The 13,743-nt window shown below is 63.2% G+C and carries 17 protein-coding genes; 5 read left to right on the top strand and 12 right to left on the bottom strand.

What is annotated here, in order from left to right; translation table 11 throughout:
- Positions 1-4: 4 nt before the first annotated feature.
- From ccoS to PE058_RS07640, 9 genes are all read right to left on the bottom strand, one after another.
- Positions 5-184: a cbb3-type cytochrome oxidase assembly protein CcoS gene (gene ccoS / locus PE058_RS07680; RefSeq protein WP_020087015.1), complete on the bottom strand. Its 180-nt coding sequence runs from the start codon at positions 182-184 to the stop codon at positions 5-7.
- On the bottom strand, positions 181-2,406 hold the full coding sequence (locus tag PE058_RS07675; RefSeq protein WP_271030274.1) for a heavy metal translocating P-type ATPase: 2,226 nt from the start codon (positions 2,404-2,406) through the stop codon (positions 181-183). Before PE058_RS07675 ends, ccoS begins: the two co-directional genes overlap by 4 nt.
- Positions 2,391-2,903 (bottom strand): FixH family protein, encoded by a 513-nt coding sequence (locus PE058_RS07670; protein WP_026868192.1) that lies wholly within the window; start codon positions 2,901-2,903, stop codon positions 2,391-2,393. The genes PE058_RS07675 and PE058_RS07670 overlap by 16 nt, the downstream gene beginning before the upstream one ends.
- Complete coding sequence (ccoG, locus tag PE058_RS07665; protein WP_020087018.1) at positions 2,900-4,399, bottom strand: cytochrome c oxidase accessory protein CcoG; 1,500 nt, start codon at positions 4,397-4,399, stop codon at positions 2,900-2,902. The genes PE058_RS07670 and ccoG overlap by 4 nt, the downstream gene beginning before the upstream one ends.
- A 27-nt stretch (positions 4,400-4,426) precedes the next feature.
- Positions 4,427-5,299, bottom strand: a complete 873-nt coding sequence (gene ccoP, locus PE058_RS07660; protein WP_020087019.1) for a cytochrome-c oxidase, cbb3-type subunit III — start codon at positions 5,297-5,299, stop codon at positions 4,427-4,429.
- Positions 5,286-5,468, bottom strand: coding sequence for a cbb3-type cytochrome c oxidase subunit 3 (locus PE058_RS07655; protein WP_020087020.1), 183 nt, complete (start codon positions 5,466-5,468; stop codon positions 5,286-5,288). The genes ccoP and PE058_RS07655 overlap by 14 nt, the downstream gene beginning before the upstream one ends.
- Positions 5,469-5,478: 10 nt before the next feature.
- Positions 5,479-6,207 carry a cytochrome-c oxidase, cbb3-type subunit II gene (gene ccoO / locus PE058_RS07650; RefSeq protein ID WP_020087021.1) on the bottom strand — a complete coding sequence of 243 codons (729 nt, stop codon included), beginning with the start codon at positions 6,205-6,207 and terminating at the stop codon, positions 5,479-5,481.
- A gap of 15 nt (positions 6,208-6,222) precedes the next feature.
- Positions 6,223-7,836: a cytochrome-c oxidase, cbb3-type subunit I gene (ccoN, locus tag PE058_RS07645; RefSeq protein WP_020087022.1), complete on the bottom strand. Its 1,614-nt coding sequence runs from the start codon at positions 7,834-7,836 to the stop codon at positions 6,223-6,225.
- A gap of 337 nt (positions 7,837-8,173) precedes the next feature.
- Positions 8,174-8,872, bottom strand: a complete 699-nt coding sequence (locus tag PE058_RS07640) for a Crp/Fnr family transcriptional regulator (RefSeq protein WP_020087024.1) — start codon at positions 8,870-8,872, stop codon at positions 8,174-8,176.
- Between the two features lie 220 nt (positions 8,873-9,092).
- Here PE058_RS07640 and PE058_RS07635 point away from each other — a divergent pair, with 220 nt between their 5' ends.
- The gene (locus PE058_RS07635; RefSeq protein WP_020087025.1) at positions 9,093-9,686 is read left to right on the top strand and encodes a hypothetical protein; all 594 of its coding nucleotides are present in this window, start codon (positions 9,093-9,095) and stop codon (positions 9,684-9,686) included.
- 36 nt (positions 9,687-9,722) lie between these two features.
- On the opposite strand, the gene PE058_RS07630 is transcribed toward PE058_RS07635, so the two are convergent.
- Complete coding sequence (locus tag PE058_RS07630) at positions 9,723-10,541, bottom strand: universal stress protein (protein WP_271030273.1); 819 nt, start codon at positions 10,539-10,541, stop codon at positions 9,723-9,725.
- 21 nt (positions 10,542-10,562) lie between these two features.
- Positions 10,563-10,877: a hypothetical protein gene (locus PE058_RS07625; RefSeq protein WP_020087027.1), complete on the bottom strand. Its 315-nt coding sequence runs from the start codon at positions 10,875-10,877 to the stop codon at positions 10,563-10,565.
- 174 nt (positions 10,878-11,051) lie between these two features.
- Here PE058_RS07625 and PE058_RS07620 point away from each other — a divergent pair, with 174 nt between their 5' ends.
- The 4 genes from PE058_RS07620 to PE058_RS07605 are packed head-to-tail and all read left to right on the top strand — an operon-like array spanning position 11,052 to position 13,084.
- Entirely contained in the window at positions 11,052-11,546 is a 495-nt protein-coding gene (locus PE058_RS07620) for a DUF805 domain-containing protein (protein ID WP_020087028.1), read from the top strand.
- Between the two features lie 44 nt (positions 11,547-11,590).
- The gene (locus tag PE058_RS07615) at positions 11,591-12,328 is read left to right on the top strand and encodes a sulfite exporter TauE/SafE family protein (RefSeq protein ID WP_020087029.1); all 738 of its coding nucleotides are present in this window, start codon (positions 11,591-11,593) and stop codon (positions 12,326-12,328) included.
- A 30-nt stretch (positions 12,329-12,358) separates the two neighbouring features.
- A complete protein-coding gene (locus tag PE058_RS07610) occupies positions 12,359-12,691 on the top strand; it encodes a cytochrome c (RefSeq protein WP_245257693.1) in 333 nt (110 codons plus the stop codon).
- A gap of 54 nt (positions 12,692-12,745) precedes the next feature.
- Positions 12,746-13,084, top strand: coding sequence for a c-type cytochrome (locus PE058_RS07605; RefSeq protein ID WP_020087031.1), 339 nt, complete (start codon positions 12,746-12,748; stop codon positions 13,082-13,084).
- Between the two features lie 9 nt (positions 13,085-13,093).
- Here the strand turns inward: PE058_RS07605 and PE058_RS07600 are convergent, their stop codons facing one another.
- Positions 13,094-13,666 (bottom strand): NAD(P)H-dependent oxidoreductase, encoded by a 573-nt coding sequence (locus tag PE058_RS07600; RefSeq protein ID WP_271030272.1) that lies wholly within the window; start codon positions 13,664-13,666, stop codon positions 13,094-13,096.
- Positions 13,667-13,743: the final 77 nt, after the last annotated feature.

The following is a 13,743-nucleotide window of genomic DNA, read 5'->3' as shown; positions in this document are numbered from 1 at the left end:
GCGATCAGCCGCGGCGCTGAGAGGGATCGTCGGGCGGCGTGGGCGCGTCATCGTCCTGAATGGCCCGCCAGCCAGCGCCTTCGAGATCCTGAAATTGACCGGAGTTGAGCGCCCAAAGAAAAGCGAGCAACCCGAGAAGCCCCAGCACGAGTGCGCACGGAATGAGCCAAGCCAACGCAGTCATGTCTTGCCTCCCACGCGTTCCAGCACGAGCCTCCGGCGTCTCAACCGCAAAGCGTTTCCGGTCACCGCGATCGACGAGAGCGACATCGCGAGCGCGGCAATCAGCGGCGTGACATGGCCCGTCATCGCCAAAGGCACCGACACTACGTTGTAGGCGAGTGCGATGGCAAAATTCTGAACAGCCATGCGCTGCGACGCCTGCGCGACTTCGAGCGTATCGAGAATGGGCGTGAGCTGCTGACCCTGGAACACCGCGTCCGCCGCGGTCTGGCTGATATCCGCAGCCGAAGACGGGGACAGCGAAGCATGCGCAGCCGCCAGCGCCGGAGCGTCGTTGAGCCCGTCACCGACCATCAGCACGCGCCGGCCCGTGGCCTTGAGATGCTCCAGCATTGCGATCTTGCCGTCCGGGCGAACCTCCCCCCACCAGTCGGTGATACCGACCTCGCGCGTAGCGGCCTCGACGGCCTCGCGCCGGTCGCCCGAGAGCAGGCACACGCTGTAACCCGCCTTGCGCAACCGCGCGACGACCTCGTGAGCATCCGGGCGCACGGCATCCTCGAAATGGAACGCGACGGGGCGGCCGCCGCCAACAGCGTACCAGAGCGAGCTGCGTTTCGTATCAGAAGGCGTGCTGCCCTTGACCCATTCCGCAGATCCGAGCCTACGTTCGCCATCGCCTCCGCTCACCGACAGTCCAGATCCTGGAACCTCAGACACGCCTGCTGCGGGAACGATCTCGAGCCCCCGGTCACGCGCCGCGCGCACGACCGCCTTCGAATAGGGATGCCGGCTCGAGATCGCGAGCGCCGCGGCCGAACGCAATGTCTCGTCGCCGATCTCGGCTGCGTTGCGAAGCGCGGGCTCGCCGCGCGTGAGCGTTCCGGTCTTGTCAAAAACGACGGTGTCGACCTCCGACAGGCGCTCGAGCCCATCGGCGGCCTTCACGATGACGCCCTTCCCGAACAACCGGCTCGTCGCTGCCACTTGAACGGCAGGAACCGCCAGCGCGAGCGCGCAGGGGCAGGTGATGATGAGCACGGCAACGGCGTTGGTGAGCGCAGGTTCCCAGCCAGCTCCCAACAGCATCCAGCCGATGAAAGTCGCAGCCCCCAGCACATGCACGGCCGGCGCATAGAGACGAGAGGCGCGATCAGCGAGACGCACGTATTGCCCACGCCCCTGCTCGGCCGAGAGCATGAGACGCGCGATTTCCGCGAGCAACGTGCTCTCGTCGGTGGCCGTCGCTTCGACTGTGATCGCCCGCGTAAGATTGACGGTTCCGGCGTGAACGGTGCCGCCCCGCGCAACGGTAGCGGGCAGCGTCTCGCCCGTAATGAGGCTCGCGTCGATATCCGTCGTGCCGTCGATGACGCGCCCGTCGACAGGAACACGCTCTCCGACCGCGACCTGGATCCGCATGCCCGGCTTGAGCGCGCGGGCGGGCACGCGCTGAGCCGTGCCGTCCGCACCGATGACGAGCGCCGTGAGCGCCTTGAGACCGATGAGGTTCTCGGCCGCGCTCCGCGCGCGCAATCTCACCTGCTCGTCGAGATAGCGTCCGATGAGCAGGAAGAACGTGAGCATGATGGCGGCGTCGAAATAGACGTGCGACGTGCCCCGAATGGTCTGGAACAGGCTCATGCCCGTGGCCAGCAGGATGCCGAGAGAGATCGGCACATCCATGTTGAGCCGGCCCGCCCGCAACGCTCCCCCCGCCGAGCGGAAGAAGGGCTGCGCCGAATAAGCGATCGACGGCATCGCGATCAGCGCCGACAGCCAGTGGAAGAGAGAGGCGGCCGCCCGGTCCATATCGCTGACTTCTCCGGCCCACACCGACACAGAGAGCAGCATGACGTTGGCCGCCGCAAAACCCGCCACGCCGAGACGGCGCAACAGGTCGTTCGCGCGCGCTTCGGCGAGGTTGACGGCCGTTTCCGGCGCCTCGGCGGCATTGAATCCGGCCCGCTCCAGCGCGTCGATCAGAACCTGAGGCTGCGCTTCATCCGGATGGAAAGTGACGGACGCGCGCTTGGCCGAAAGATTCACACGCGCGTCGACGACACCCGGCACCTTGCGCAACGCGCGCTCGATGGAGGACATGCACGCGCCGCAATGCATGTTCTCGACGACCAGTGAGGCGGTCTCGGTCTTGGGCGGCTCACCGCGTCCGGCGTCACGCCCGCTCAGCTCTTGAAGGGGAATATCTAAGGCGCGACCCACAGCCGCCTCCGAACCTGAAAGTCCGGCTTCGCGGCGTCATGGCTGGAAAAGGCCTGCACGTCGGCGATCCAGGTACCCTGCCCTGCGGTTTCGAGCATGGCTTCGTATATGCCGGGATTAACCTCGACGAGGTTGAGCTTGCTGTCGAACCGGTTCGTCGCCGGGCGTCCCACTTCGGCGACGAGCTTCTTGCCGGCGACGGGCGCCCCCTCCCGATCCTTGAGAGACACGCGCAGCCGAAGGGGATCGCCGCCGAGCTCGACGCCCTCTTCCCAGCCGAGTGCCGACTGGCGGGTATCGGATTCGATGCGCTGGTTGTAGGCGAGCCCATCCCGGTATGCGTTCACGTTGTCGACGCCGCCGAACGTCGTGAGCGCCTTGTAGATGAGCGTCGCGTCCGCCACCACGATGACGGCGAAAAAGCCGACGAGCGACATCAGCACATGCGTTCCGGTGAGCCCGCGCCTTGGCCCCGAAGGTTGGGAGGAGAACATCATTGTCCAGAGCTCCTGAATGTCGTGTCGGTTATCACGGTATCGCCGCTCTCGACGTTCGTCACGCTCACTTTGAGGTTCGTGGAACTGCTGAGCTGCTGGCGCAAGGCCGGCGGAACCGAAACGTAAACTTTATAAGCCCGAACGCTGTCTGCCTCCACCGTCAAAGGCGTGTCGCTTCCATCGAAGCCGACGATCGAGACGTGCGCGCCAGCAAGGCCATCGACCCCCACGCGGAACTGCTGATGCGCATGTGTCTTGTTGAGGATCTTGACCGTGTAGCCGTTGCGAACTCCACCATCAGACAACGTTACGAAAATGGGGTTACGATCGGCGATCACGCTCACCTGTAGCGTCGAACGCGCCATCCAGGCCCAGCCCATCAGACCGATCACTAGAGCGATCAGCACCGAATAGAGCACAGTGCGAGGGCGCACGAAGCGAACGGGAGAACGCTCGGCGCCTGCCGGCGCTTCGACGTTGAGGAAAGTATCGTACGAGATCAGGCCCTTCGGCCGTCCCACCTTGCCCATGATATCGTCGCACGCATCGATGCAGAGCGCGCACTGGATGCACTCGAGCTGAGCGCCGTCGCGAATGTCGATACCCATCGGGCAGACCGCCACGCACGCCTTGCAGTCGATGCAATCGCCACGGTCGAGCCAAGACTGCCCCTTCTTATGGGGACCGCGAGGCTCACCCCGGTGGTCGTGATAGGAGACGAGCAGCGATTCCGCATCGAACATCGCCGCCTGAATACGCGGCCACGGGCACATGTAGATGCAGACTTGCTCGCGCGCGATCCCGCCGAGAAGATACGTGGTCGCGGTAAAGACCCCCAGGAAGACATAGGCGACAATCGGTGCGTCGCCGCGAATAAGCTCGCCCGCAAGCGTCGGCGCATCGCGGAAATAGAACACCAGCACGCCGCCGGTCGCGAGGGAGATCAAAAGCCACGTGACGTGGGTCGCTGTCTTCTTCCAGATCTTCTCGAACGTCCATCCCGCGCTGTCGAGCCGCATACGCGCATTGCGATCGCCCTGCCAGAAGCGTTCGACCGCGATCATGAGGTCGGTCCACACCGTCTGAGGACAGGCGTACCCGCACCACATGCGTCCGGCGATGGCGGTGACCAGGAACAGGCCCAGCGCCGAGATCACGAGGATGCCCGTGATGAAATAAAGCTCCTGCGCCCAGATCTCGATCGGACCGAAAAAGAGACGCTGATTGGCGAAATCGAGCAGGAACGCCTGGTTGGGAAGGGTCGGGCCGCGATCCCAGCGGAACCAGGGCAGGAGGTAGTAGATCCCGAGCGTGACGGCCATCACCAGCCACTTGATGGACCGGAAAGTGCCTTTCGCACGCTTGGGATAGATTTTCTGCCGCGTTCCGTAGAGCGAGCGGAGTGCTTTGGACGAGACCGCCGCGACATCGATACGAGCGATTCCAGGCGCAGCCTCGGCAGGTGTGCCGTTCTTGCTGACCGATACCGGCTCCATGTTCGTCACAGCGGTCTCCGCCTCCTGTTACTTACCGCCACCCAAAGAGTGGACATAGATCGCAAGCATCTTGATGGTGACGGGATCGAGCTTGCCTTCCCACGCGGGCATCACGCCACCCCGGCCATTGCGAACCGTCTCCTCGACATCCGCCTTCCGTCCTCCGTAGAGCCAGATGGCATCGGTGAGATTCGGTGCGCCGAGTTCCAGGTTACCCTTTGCATCCGCGCCGTGACATGCCGCACATTGTTCCGCGAACACGGCCTTGCCGCGCTCGATCGCCGCGGCATCACCCGCAGCGCCCGAAAGGGAGAGAACGTAGTCAGCCGTGTCCGAGATCTGCGCATTGGTCAGAAGCTGATCGAGCCCGAAGCGCGGCATCGCACCTTCATGAGCCTTCTCGTGGCCCGAGCGAATGCCGTAGCTGATCGTGTTCTGGATGGCCTCGTTGGAGCCGCCCCAGAGCCAATCGTCATCGTTCAGGTTAGGATAGCCCTTGAAGCCCTGCGCGCCTTTGCCATGGCACGGCGCACAGTTGTTTCCGAACTGCGTGGCACCGCCCCGCAGAACGAACTCCATGAGATCCGGGTTCTTTTCGATCTCCTCGATAGGCTTGGAAGCGATCGCCTCCAGGAACGAGGCCTGGCTCTGCTTGGCGAGCGCGACATCCTTCATCACCTCCGCGCGCTGGCTATAGCCGAGGATACCACGCGTGTAGCCATCAATTCCTGGCCACGTGGGATAGAGCACCCAGTAACCGATGGACCAGACGATCGACGCATAGAGAACGTAGAGCCACCACTTCGGCAGCGGCTTGTTGAGCTCCTTGAGATCTCCGTCCCAGACGTGTCCCGTCGTTTCGACGCCGGTGACGGCATCGATTTCCTTATTTCCGGCCATGTGACTGCTCCCCAGTGACATCGTCATGCTCGAGCGGAAGACGTGCCGCAGCATCGAACCGCGCCTTGTTGGAAGGACGCAGTGCGTGGATGACGACGCCGAGCAAGACCGCGCCGAATATGCCCATCGCAATTAGCTGAGAAGCCGCGGAAAGATTTTCGTAGCTCATAGGCTCCTCCTCACCGCAAGTTGGGTCCGGCCGCATCGAACTTCGTGAAGTCGACGAGCGTTCCGAGCATCTGCAGATAGGCGATCATCGCATCGAGCTCCGTCGCTGGACCTTCGGGATTGCCGTCGAACTTGCGTACCTGAGCCTTGGGATAGCGCTCGAGCACGCCCTTCGCCTCCTTCGAATCCGGCTGGGTCTGGGCAATGAGATCGGTCTTGGCCTTCTCCAGCATCTCATCGGTGTAAGGCACGCCGGCGAGCCTGAGCGCCTTCATTCTCTGCTCGATGTCCTCCCCGTTGAGCTTACGCGCGGCAAGGAACGGATAGCCAGGCATCACGGAAGCAGGGACCACCTCGCGCGGTGCCTTGAGATGATCCACGTGCCAGGCGTCCGAGTACTTGCCGCCGACGCGCGCAAGATCCGGACCGGTGCGCTTTGAGCCCCACTGGAACGGATGGTCGTACATGCTCTCCGCGGCGAGGCTGTAGTGGCCGTAACGCTCCACTTCATCTCGCAGCGCGCGGATCATCTGGCTGTGGCAATTGTAGCAGCCCTCGCGGATATAGATGTCCCGTCCCGCGAGCTCGAGCGGCGAGTAGGGACGCATCCCCTGCACCTTCTCGATGGTCGATCCGAGGAAGAACAGGGGTGCGATCTCGATCAGGCCACCGATCGACACCACGATCAGGATGCCCACCAGAAGCACCATGGAGTTCTTTTCGAAGAAATCATGCTTCATGACTGATTGTCCCCCTTACTCAGCCGGATGGGCCAAGAGACCGGTGCGCAGCTCCGGAGCGGCGGCGACACGAGGCTGTTGCTTGATGTCGACCGGCTTGGCGCCCTGCACCGTCTTCCAGACGTTCCAGGCCATCATCAGCGAGCCGATGACGAACAGGAGACCGCCCGTCGCACGGATGATGTACGGCCAGTACATGGCCTCGACCGTTTCGACGAAGGAGTAGGTGAGGAAGCCCAGGTGGTCATAGGCGCGCCACATGAGGCCCTGCATCACGCCCGACACCCACATCGACGAGATGTAGAGAACGATGCCGATGGTCGCGATCCAGAAGTGCCACTCCACGAGGCGGAGCGAGTAGAGGCCTTCACGCTTCCAGAGCCACGGCACGAGGCAGTAGATGGCGCCGAAAGACACCATGCCGACCCAGCCCAGCGCACCCGAGTGCACGTGGCCGATGGTCCAGTCCGTGTAGTGGCTGAGCGAGTTCACCGCCTTGATGGACATGAGCGGACCTTCGAAGGTCGACATGCCGTAGAAGGCCACCGACACGACGAGCAAGCGCACCACCGGGTCCGTTCTGAGACGGTCCCAGGCGCCCGAAAGCGTCATCAGGCCGTTGATCATGCCGCCCCACGAGGGCATCCACAGCATGATCGAGAAGGTCATGCCGAGCGTCTGCGCCCAGTCCGGCAGCGCCGTGTAGTGAAGGTGATGCGGCCCAGCCCAGATGTAGAGGAAGATCAAGCTCCAGAAGTGGATGATGGAGAGACGGTACGAGTACACGGGCCGCTCCACCCGCTTCGGGATGAAGTAGTACATGATGCCGAGGAAGCCGGCAGTGAGGAAGAAGCCGACCGCGTTATGGCCGTACCACCACTGCGTCATCGCATCCTGAACGCCTGCGAACAGCGAATAGCTCTTGGAGCTGAGCAGCGAGATCGGAATCGCCAGATTATTGACGATGTGCAGCATCGCAATGGTGACGATGAAGGCAAGATAGAACCAGTTCGCCACGTAGATGTGCGGCTCCTTGCGCTTCCAGAGCGTTCCGAGGAACACCAGGAGATAGGCAACCCACACGATCGTCAGCCAAAGGTCCACGTACCATTCGGGCTCGGCGTACTCCTTGCTCTGCGTCGCGCCGAGAATGTAGCCGGTCGCGGCGAGCACGATGAAAAGCTGATAGCCGAACACCACGAACCACGGCGTCCAGTAGCCCGCGAGGCGCGCGCGTGACGTGCGCTGCACCACGTAGAGCGAGGTCGCGATCAGAACGTTTCCGCCGAAGGCGAAAATCACCGCCGATGTATGCAGCGGCCTCAGTCGCCCGAAGTTCGTCCAAGGGAGATCGAAGTTCAGCACCGGGAACGCGAGCTGCCAGGCGATGACATCGCCCACCAGAAACCCGACCACGCCCCAGAACACCGCGGCGAGCGTGGCGAACTTGATGGGCCCGTCCATGTAGGACTGCTGTTCCTCAAGCCCGCCCTTGCGCGGATTGGCCATGATGTAAAGTCCGGCGCCGATAGCGGCGACTGCGATCAGGAGACCGTGGATCCGGATGACTTCGTCGAGGCCGGCGAAAGCCAGCACTCCGCCCAGGATCGCGAAAAGGGCTGCGGACATGACCCCTAACGCGCCGGAGACTGCAATAACCTCTTCACTGGTTGATTTCATTGGCTGCCCCTTGCCCGTCCCTACGTGCGTTCAATTTGAACCATTCTGAGATTGATGATGATGTGACCCCTGCACTGCTTTGACTGCGATCAACACGGGCTGAGATCGAAACAATCGGACGCAGGGTATGCATCGGCTCACTCGACGACGAGCATGGCCTCAAAATTCGGATGCCTGAGCTCGAAAAAGAAGACGCGCGCTGACACCCCATCCCGATACGGAAAGGCGTCAGCGCAACAAAATGACGGAAATCAGCAAAGCCCGCGAACGCGGGGCGCTTACGGGCTTATTCGTTGGCGAGATCCGTAAGGCGGACGACGTCGCAAAGCGTGACGGTCGTGCCACCCTGCTCGACGCCGATCACGCCCATCGTGCGAAGCTTGGTGAGGGTGCGGCTCACAGTCTCGATGGTCAACCCGAGGAGATCCGCGATATCGCTTCTGCGCATCGCGAGCGTGACCGTATGATCGTCGGCTTCACCTGAGCGGCGATGGAGCGCGAGCAGGAACGAGGCCACGCGCTCGACCGCGCTACGCTGCCCCACCGTGACGAGCAGGCTCCGCGTCGCGGCAAGCTCCTGGCAAACCGACTTGTAAAGCTTGAGCGCGAGATTGGCGTCGCTCTCCGCGAGGCTTTCGAGCGTTGCGGCCGAGAGGCAACGGACTTTCGACGTGCAGGTCGCCTGAGCACTCAGAATGTGCTCGTCGAGCGCGCCGAGACCGATGAGGTCGCCCGGATAAGCGAAATCGATGATCCGGCGGCGGCCGTCACAAAGCGTCTTGTAGATGGCGATCACGCCTTCCTCGACCCGGAACACGTGGAGCCGCGGATCACCCTCGCAGAAGACATGCTCCTTGCTCTCGAGCTTGCGCACGGTTGCGTGCGACAAACGCTCGTCGAGGCTGTTGGATGCGGCCGGCGAAGTGGAAATTCTGGGGGCCTGGGGGCGGAAAGAGCGGGGTTCTACGGTCTGAATTCCGAGCATCGATCTCTCCTCGCCGTGATTTGCGCTGGAGAGGATTAAAAAGGGTCTTGGAACCGCCGATATGCGCCGTTCGTGATGAATTGTGAGAGAATGTAACAAGCGCGAGAGATGAGGGCAGACTCGCGAACAAAGCCGACAACAGCACTCGGCATATGATTTTAATCAATCCGCATCCGGCATACTGACGCTAGCTTTGGCGGCATTCCTGCGAGGAGCCCCCATGCCGAAGCGAGCGTCTGGCCCGACCGTTCCGCCCACAGACGTGCCGGCTTCGGCAGAGGCCAGGTCGTCCGCCGCCATCGATCCCCGCAATGTGACCTTTGCCGACCGCCATCTGCAGGAGGAGATCTCCAACGCGCTCGAAGAATTGGCCGACAGCTTGCCCGAGCTCGCCGATCTCAGGCTCGCGCGCAGCCTGAGTGCAATTCTGGAGCCGAGTTGGTCGGAGCACGTCGATTTCCAGGAAGCCGCCCTCTTCCCCATCATCATTCGCCACAAAGGCGGCCTGGAGGAAGCGGTGAGCCTGCTCGGCCGCCTCAGCACCGAGCATACCGAGCTGGCCGACCGCCACACTGAGGTGAGTGAGTACATCGAGATGCTGGTCGCAGGCGAACTGACGAACTACGACACATTCGGCTATCTCCTGCGCAGCGCGTTCGAGGCGCGCCGCCACCACGCCGTGGCGGAGAGCTGCATCGAGGATATGCTGCCCCGCCTGCTGACACCGGCAGACCGAACGATGCTGACGGAATGGAGAAAGGAGCGGTCGACGCCGCCATTCCCCATCAATCTCATTCTTGATCGGCGGCACTGAGACACCGCACGCAGAGGGCTTAGGCCCAGGCGCTCGCTAGTGCGACATGAGCACCGGCAGGACCGTTGTCCTCAGCACCTTGCGCGTCGCGCCACCGAGAACGAACTCGCGAAACCGCGAGTGGCCGTAGCAGCCCATCACGAGAAGGTCGCTGCCCCACGCCTGCATGTAGTCCGCGAGCGCATCGCCGACAACGGCATCGGGAGCGGACAGCTCCACCGCCTCGCATTTGATCCCGTGACGGGCGAGCGCCGTGCAGAGATCGCCCGTCGGAACATCGTCCACGGTTGCACTGTCGTCCTTGGGATTGACCCAAACGACATTCACCGCATCCGCTTGCTTCAGCAAAGGCAATGCATCGAAAACGGCGCGCGTACCCTCGCGCCGTCCGTTCCACGCAACGGTAATCCGCTTCCCCACACCACCCGCATCGCAACCGGCGGGAACGAAGAGCACCGGGCGCCCCGACTGGAGCACGAGTTGCTCCGTCCCCTCGTCGTCGGATATGCCGGAAATGATCAGGTCGGCCGCGCGTCCGTAGTTCACCGCGCTCCGCCAGACGGGCAGAAGGCCCGCATCGTCGTCCACCCACTCGGCGCTGATGCCGGCCTCCCGCGCCGACGTCTCGAACGCCGCCTTCAGGCGCTGCGCCACCGCAATAAACACCTTGCGGTGCTCCTCCACGACGGACGACGTCGCACCGGGCACGAAGGACGGCTGAAGTATGTAGGGAGGGACCACGGCCAGGCCGATGAGATGCGCGCCGCACCGCCGCGCGAGATCGAAGGCAGGCGCCATGACCGTCTGGAACTCGGGCTCACCGGTGACGTGAACGAGAATGGTTTTGTAGGTCATGATCCCCTTCGCCTCCTGCCGTCAGCACACGCTCGGCTCGCACAATTCTATGCGGAATTTCTGGTGCTTGCGGGTGCGGCTGAAGTCGAACTGCCTATTGTCGAGGCAAGAGACGCGGCCTTGAACGCCGACGTCGTCGCCGAGCGGGATCTCTTCGAAGGTCAGAACCTCGTTAAGATCACAGCCCTTTTCATGCTTGAGCTGATCCTTGAGAATGATGCGCCACGGCCCTTCCTGCACCGGCTCCGGCTGATCCTGCGCGTGCACCGGCAGCACCACGCTCGCACCAACAGCCAGCGCACTCGCCATCATCCACCAACGGCCCTTCGTCGACATGTCAGCTTCCCTCCGCTTTTCGATCGCTCCTCTTAATGATAGGAAAATGAGGTTCGAAACTTTGACGCGCGTCAAGGTACGAGACTGTCGGAGAACACATCTTACTTTCGTCAACGCGTCATAAGAGTCCAAACCGGGACGCGGCCCTTCCAGAGCCACGGATGAGCGCGCGAGATGACGACGAACGTAATCGACCTGTTCCTATCCCTGAAAGGCCGCATCGACCGGCAGGTCTGGTGGATCGGCATGCTCGCGGCCTTTGTCGCGACGATGGTCGGCATCGGCCTGTTCAATCGCGACTCGTTCGACGAAAGCGCCAACGCCGTGTCCGGTGCCCCCACCATGGCTGCCTTCATCTGGGCGGCCCTATGCGGCTATGCGGCAACGTCGCTCACTGTAAAGCGTCTCAACGATGCGGCCTGCCCGCGATGGCTGGGGCAGTTGTTCGCACTGGCAGGAGCCACCATCGTCATCGGGTGGGGACTCGGATTTTTCCTTCATCCCTTTGTGTTGAATGGCGAATCTGCGGTCTTCTGGGTGCTCGCCCTGTCGGCCGTTCCTGCCCTCATCGAATCCGCTGCCCGTCCCAGCGCGCCTGACGACCCGAACCGGCAAACCGATCAGCTTGATCGCGCGCAAGGAGCGCCCGGCCCGGACATACGAAGCTGAATGATCTACGTCAGTTGAACACCGGACACCCTTCCTTGGACCCTGTGATCCTCAGCATCGTCACCGGATTGAGCCTCGGCTTTGCGAGCACGCTGCATTGCGCCGGCATGTGCGGCGGCATCTCGTCGAGCCTGCTTCTCGCGGCAGGCCCCGGAGACCTCCGCAGCCAAGGCAACGCACTCGCGCTGACCCACAGCGGTCGCATCACGGCCTACGCCCTCGCAGGTGCCTTGATCGGCGCTCTCGGCACTCCGGTCGTCGGATGGCTCGACCGGGAGCTTGCCTTCCGGCTGGCGCAATGGGCTGGCGCCGTGGCGCTCATGTGGATCGGACTTTCCACCGCGGGCCTGCTTCCGGCATTGAACGGCATCGACCGCCTCTTAAGCCCGGTCGCGAATTTCCTCGCACGCCTCACCCGGCCCGCACGGGGACGCGCCTGGGCTCCCTTCGCCGCAGGGCTCGCGTGGGGGCTCATGCCCTGCGCGATGGTCTACGGCGCGCTCTTCATGGCCATGCTCACGGGATCGGCATCCCTCGGCGCCCTCGCCATGCTGGCGTTCGGCGTCGGCACCTTGCCCGGCCTCTTTGCAGCAACTTTCGGCGTTCGCGCGCTCGCCGCCGCAGGACAGCGCCAGCACTTGCGCATGGCAGCCGGCCTTGCCATCGGCGCACTCGGCTTTTTGACAGTGTGGCTTCCCCACCCGGCAAATGGCGTCATCTGCGCACCGGGCGACAGCGCAGTCTTGAGTTGGATCAACGGTGCGCTTTCGCCGGCGCTTTAGTTTTCTCCCGTCTTGAGCATGGAGGTTACCGTGCACGCATCACTTCGGAGCCTGGCAGCAGCCGCGCTTCTCATCCCCGCTGCAGCCCACGCCGACACCCTCGGAAGCGCAAGCGAGGGGCAGGCATATGCCAAGGCACACTGCGCCGAGTGTCATACCGTGGACAAATCGGGAGACGTCTCGCCCGACTTCGCCGCTCCTTCCTTTGTCAGTGTGGCGAACACGCCTGGCATGACGGAGCGGGCGATCGCGGTTTGGCTTCAGACCTCCCACCCCACCATGCCGGATCTCATCATTCCGGAAAATGTCCGCGACAACCTCATTGCCTATATTATGACGCTGAAAGAGCCGGCCAGCCATTAGGCCACGTCCGGCGCGTCGGCCTGCACACCACCCATGCGAAGGTTGGAGGAACGAATGGTGAGAAACCCGGCCGCGCTACTCGGCGCATGCCTTGCCGCGGCCCTGCCGATCGCCGCCTGCTCCGACGCCTCGATCCACGACAAAGGCCGCGCCGCGCTCGAATCGCGCTGCGCCCGCTGCCATGCCATCGGCGTCGACGATAAGAGCCCCCACGCCCAGGCGCCGCCGTTCCGCGAGATCGTGCACCGTTATCCGCCCGAGAACCTCGCCGAATCCCTCGCGGAAGGCATCGTCTCCGGTCATCCGGACATGCCGCAATTCGTCATGGACCCTGACGAGATCGGCGCGGTCATCGACTATCTTTCCAACCTCCTTGCGAAGACGAGCAAATAGCCGGCAGCACTAAGAGAGCCGCTCGCCCAAGCGCCGCATCTCGGCAAGCCATCCGGCGCGCCCGGCCGGACCGATCTGCTCGACGCTTCCGATCACCGTCGAGCGGACCGGAGACACGCCCATGAACTCCAGAATATTTCGCCGGAGCATCTTGAGAGCGTGGGCGCCGAACCACCATCGATAGATCCATCCTGGCATGCCCATCGTCACGATCACGCGCGCGGACTTTCCTGCGAGCACCTTGACGAACTGGCCCGTCTGCGCCGGCTCGATGATCTCGGGCTGAAGAATCCGTTCGAGAAATCCCTTGAGGATCGCGGGAAGCGTCCCCAGCCACAGCGGAAACACGAGCACGATGTGATCGGCCGCGCGCAAGGCGGAATAGGCGGCTTCGAGATCGGGCTCGCGCGGCTGCACCTCGACATACGCGCCGCGCAGAATGGGATCGAATGCAAGCTTGGACGTCACGAAAATCTGCGCGTGGTGTCCGGCCGCCTCGGCTCCGGTCCGATAGGCCTCCCCGATCGCCTCGCAGAACGTGCCTGCACGCGAATGACCGACAATGATGACGGCACGCTTCATCACAAGCTCCGAGCCAAAAGTGCCAGCAGAAGCTAGGGCGGCCTCCGCCGAGAAGGGTTGACCAGCCTCAAATCGCG

Source organism: Hyphomicrobium sp. DMF-1 (assembly GCF_027886585.1).
Lineage (GTDB): Bacteria > Pseudomonadota > Alphaproteobacteria > Rhizobiales > Hyphomicrobiaceae > Hyphomicrobium_C > Hyphomicrobium_C zavarzinii.
Note: the sequence above shows the minus strand (reverse complement) of the source record. Positions and strands in the feature narration are given on the sequence as shown.

Coding starts and splice junctions, on each gene's coding strand:
- PE058_RS07620 (WP_020087028.1), top strand. CDS start 11,052: ATGACGACGAACGTAATCGACCTGTTCCTATCCCTGAAAGGCCGCATC.
- PE058_RS07605 (WP_020087031.1), top strand. CDS start 12,746: ATGGTGAGAAACCCGGCCGCGCTACTCGGCGCATGCCTTGCCGCGGCC.
- PE058_RS07655 (WP_020087020.1), bottom strand. CDS start 5,468: ATGAGCTACGAAAATCTTTCCGCGGCTTCTCAGCTAATTGCGATGGGC.
- ccoN (WP_020087022.1), bottom strand. CDS start 7,836: ATGTCCGCAGCCCTTTTCGCGATCCTGGGCGGAGTGCTGGCTTTCGCC.
- ccoG (WP_020087018.1), bottom strand. CDS start 4,399: ATGGAGCCGGTATCGGTCAGCAAGAACGGCACACCTGCCGAGGCTGCG.
- ccoP (WP_020087019.1), bottom strand. CDS start 5,299: ATGGCCGGAAATAAGGAAATCGATGCCGTCACCGGCGTCGAAACGACG.
- PE058_RS07600 (WP_271030272.1), bottom strand. CDS start 13,666: ATGAAGCGTGCCGTCATCATTGTCGGTCATTCGCGTGCAGGCACGTTC.
- ccoS (WP_020087015.1), bottom strand. CDS start 184: ATGACTGCGTTGGCTTGGCTCATTCCGTGCGCACTCGTGCTGGGGCTT.
- PE058_RS07635 (WP_020087025.1), top strand. CDS start 9,093: ATGCCGAAGCGAGCGTCTGGCCCGACCGTTCCGCCCACAGACGTGCCG.
- PE058_RS07670 (WP_026868192.1), bottom strand. CDS start 2,903: ATGATGTTCTCCTCCCAACCTTCGGGGCCAAGGCGCGGGCTCACCGGA.
- PE058_RS07640 (WP_020087024.1), bottom strand. CDS start 8,872: ATGCTCGGAATTCAGACCGTAGAACCCCGCTCTTTCCGCCCCCAGGCC.
- PE058_RS07630 (WP_271030273.1), bottom strand. CDS start 10,541: ATGACCTACAAAACCATTCTCGTTCACGTCACCGGTGAGCCCGAGTTC.
- ccoO (WP_020087021.1), bottom strand. CDS start 6,207: ATGAAGCATGATTTCTTCGAAAAGAACTCCATGGTGCTTCTGGTGGGC.
- PE058_RS07625 (WP_020087027.1), bottom strand. CDS start 10,877: ATGTCGACGAAGGGCCGTTGGTGGATGATGGCGAGTGCGCTGGCTGTT.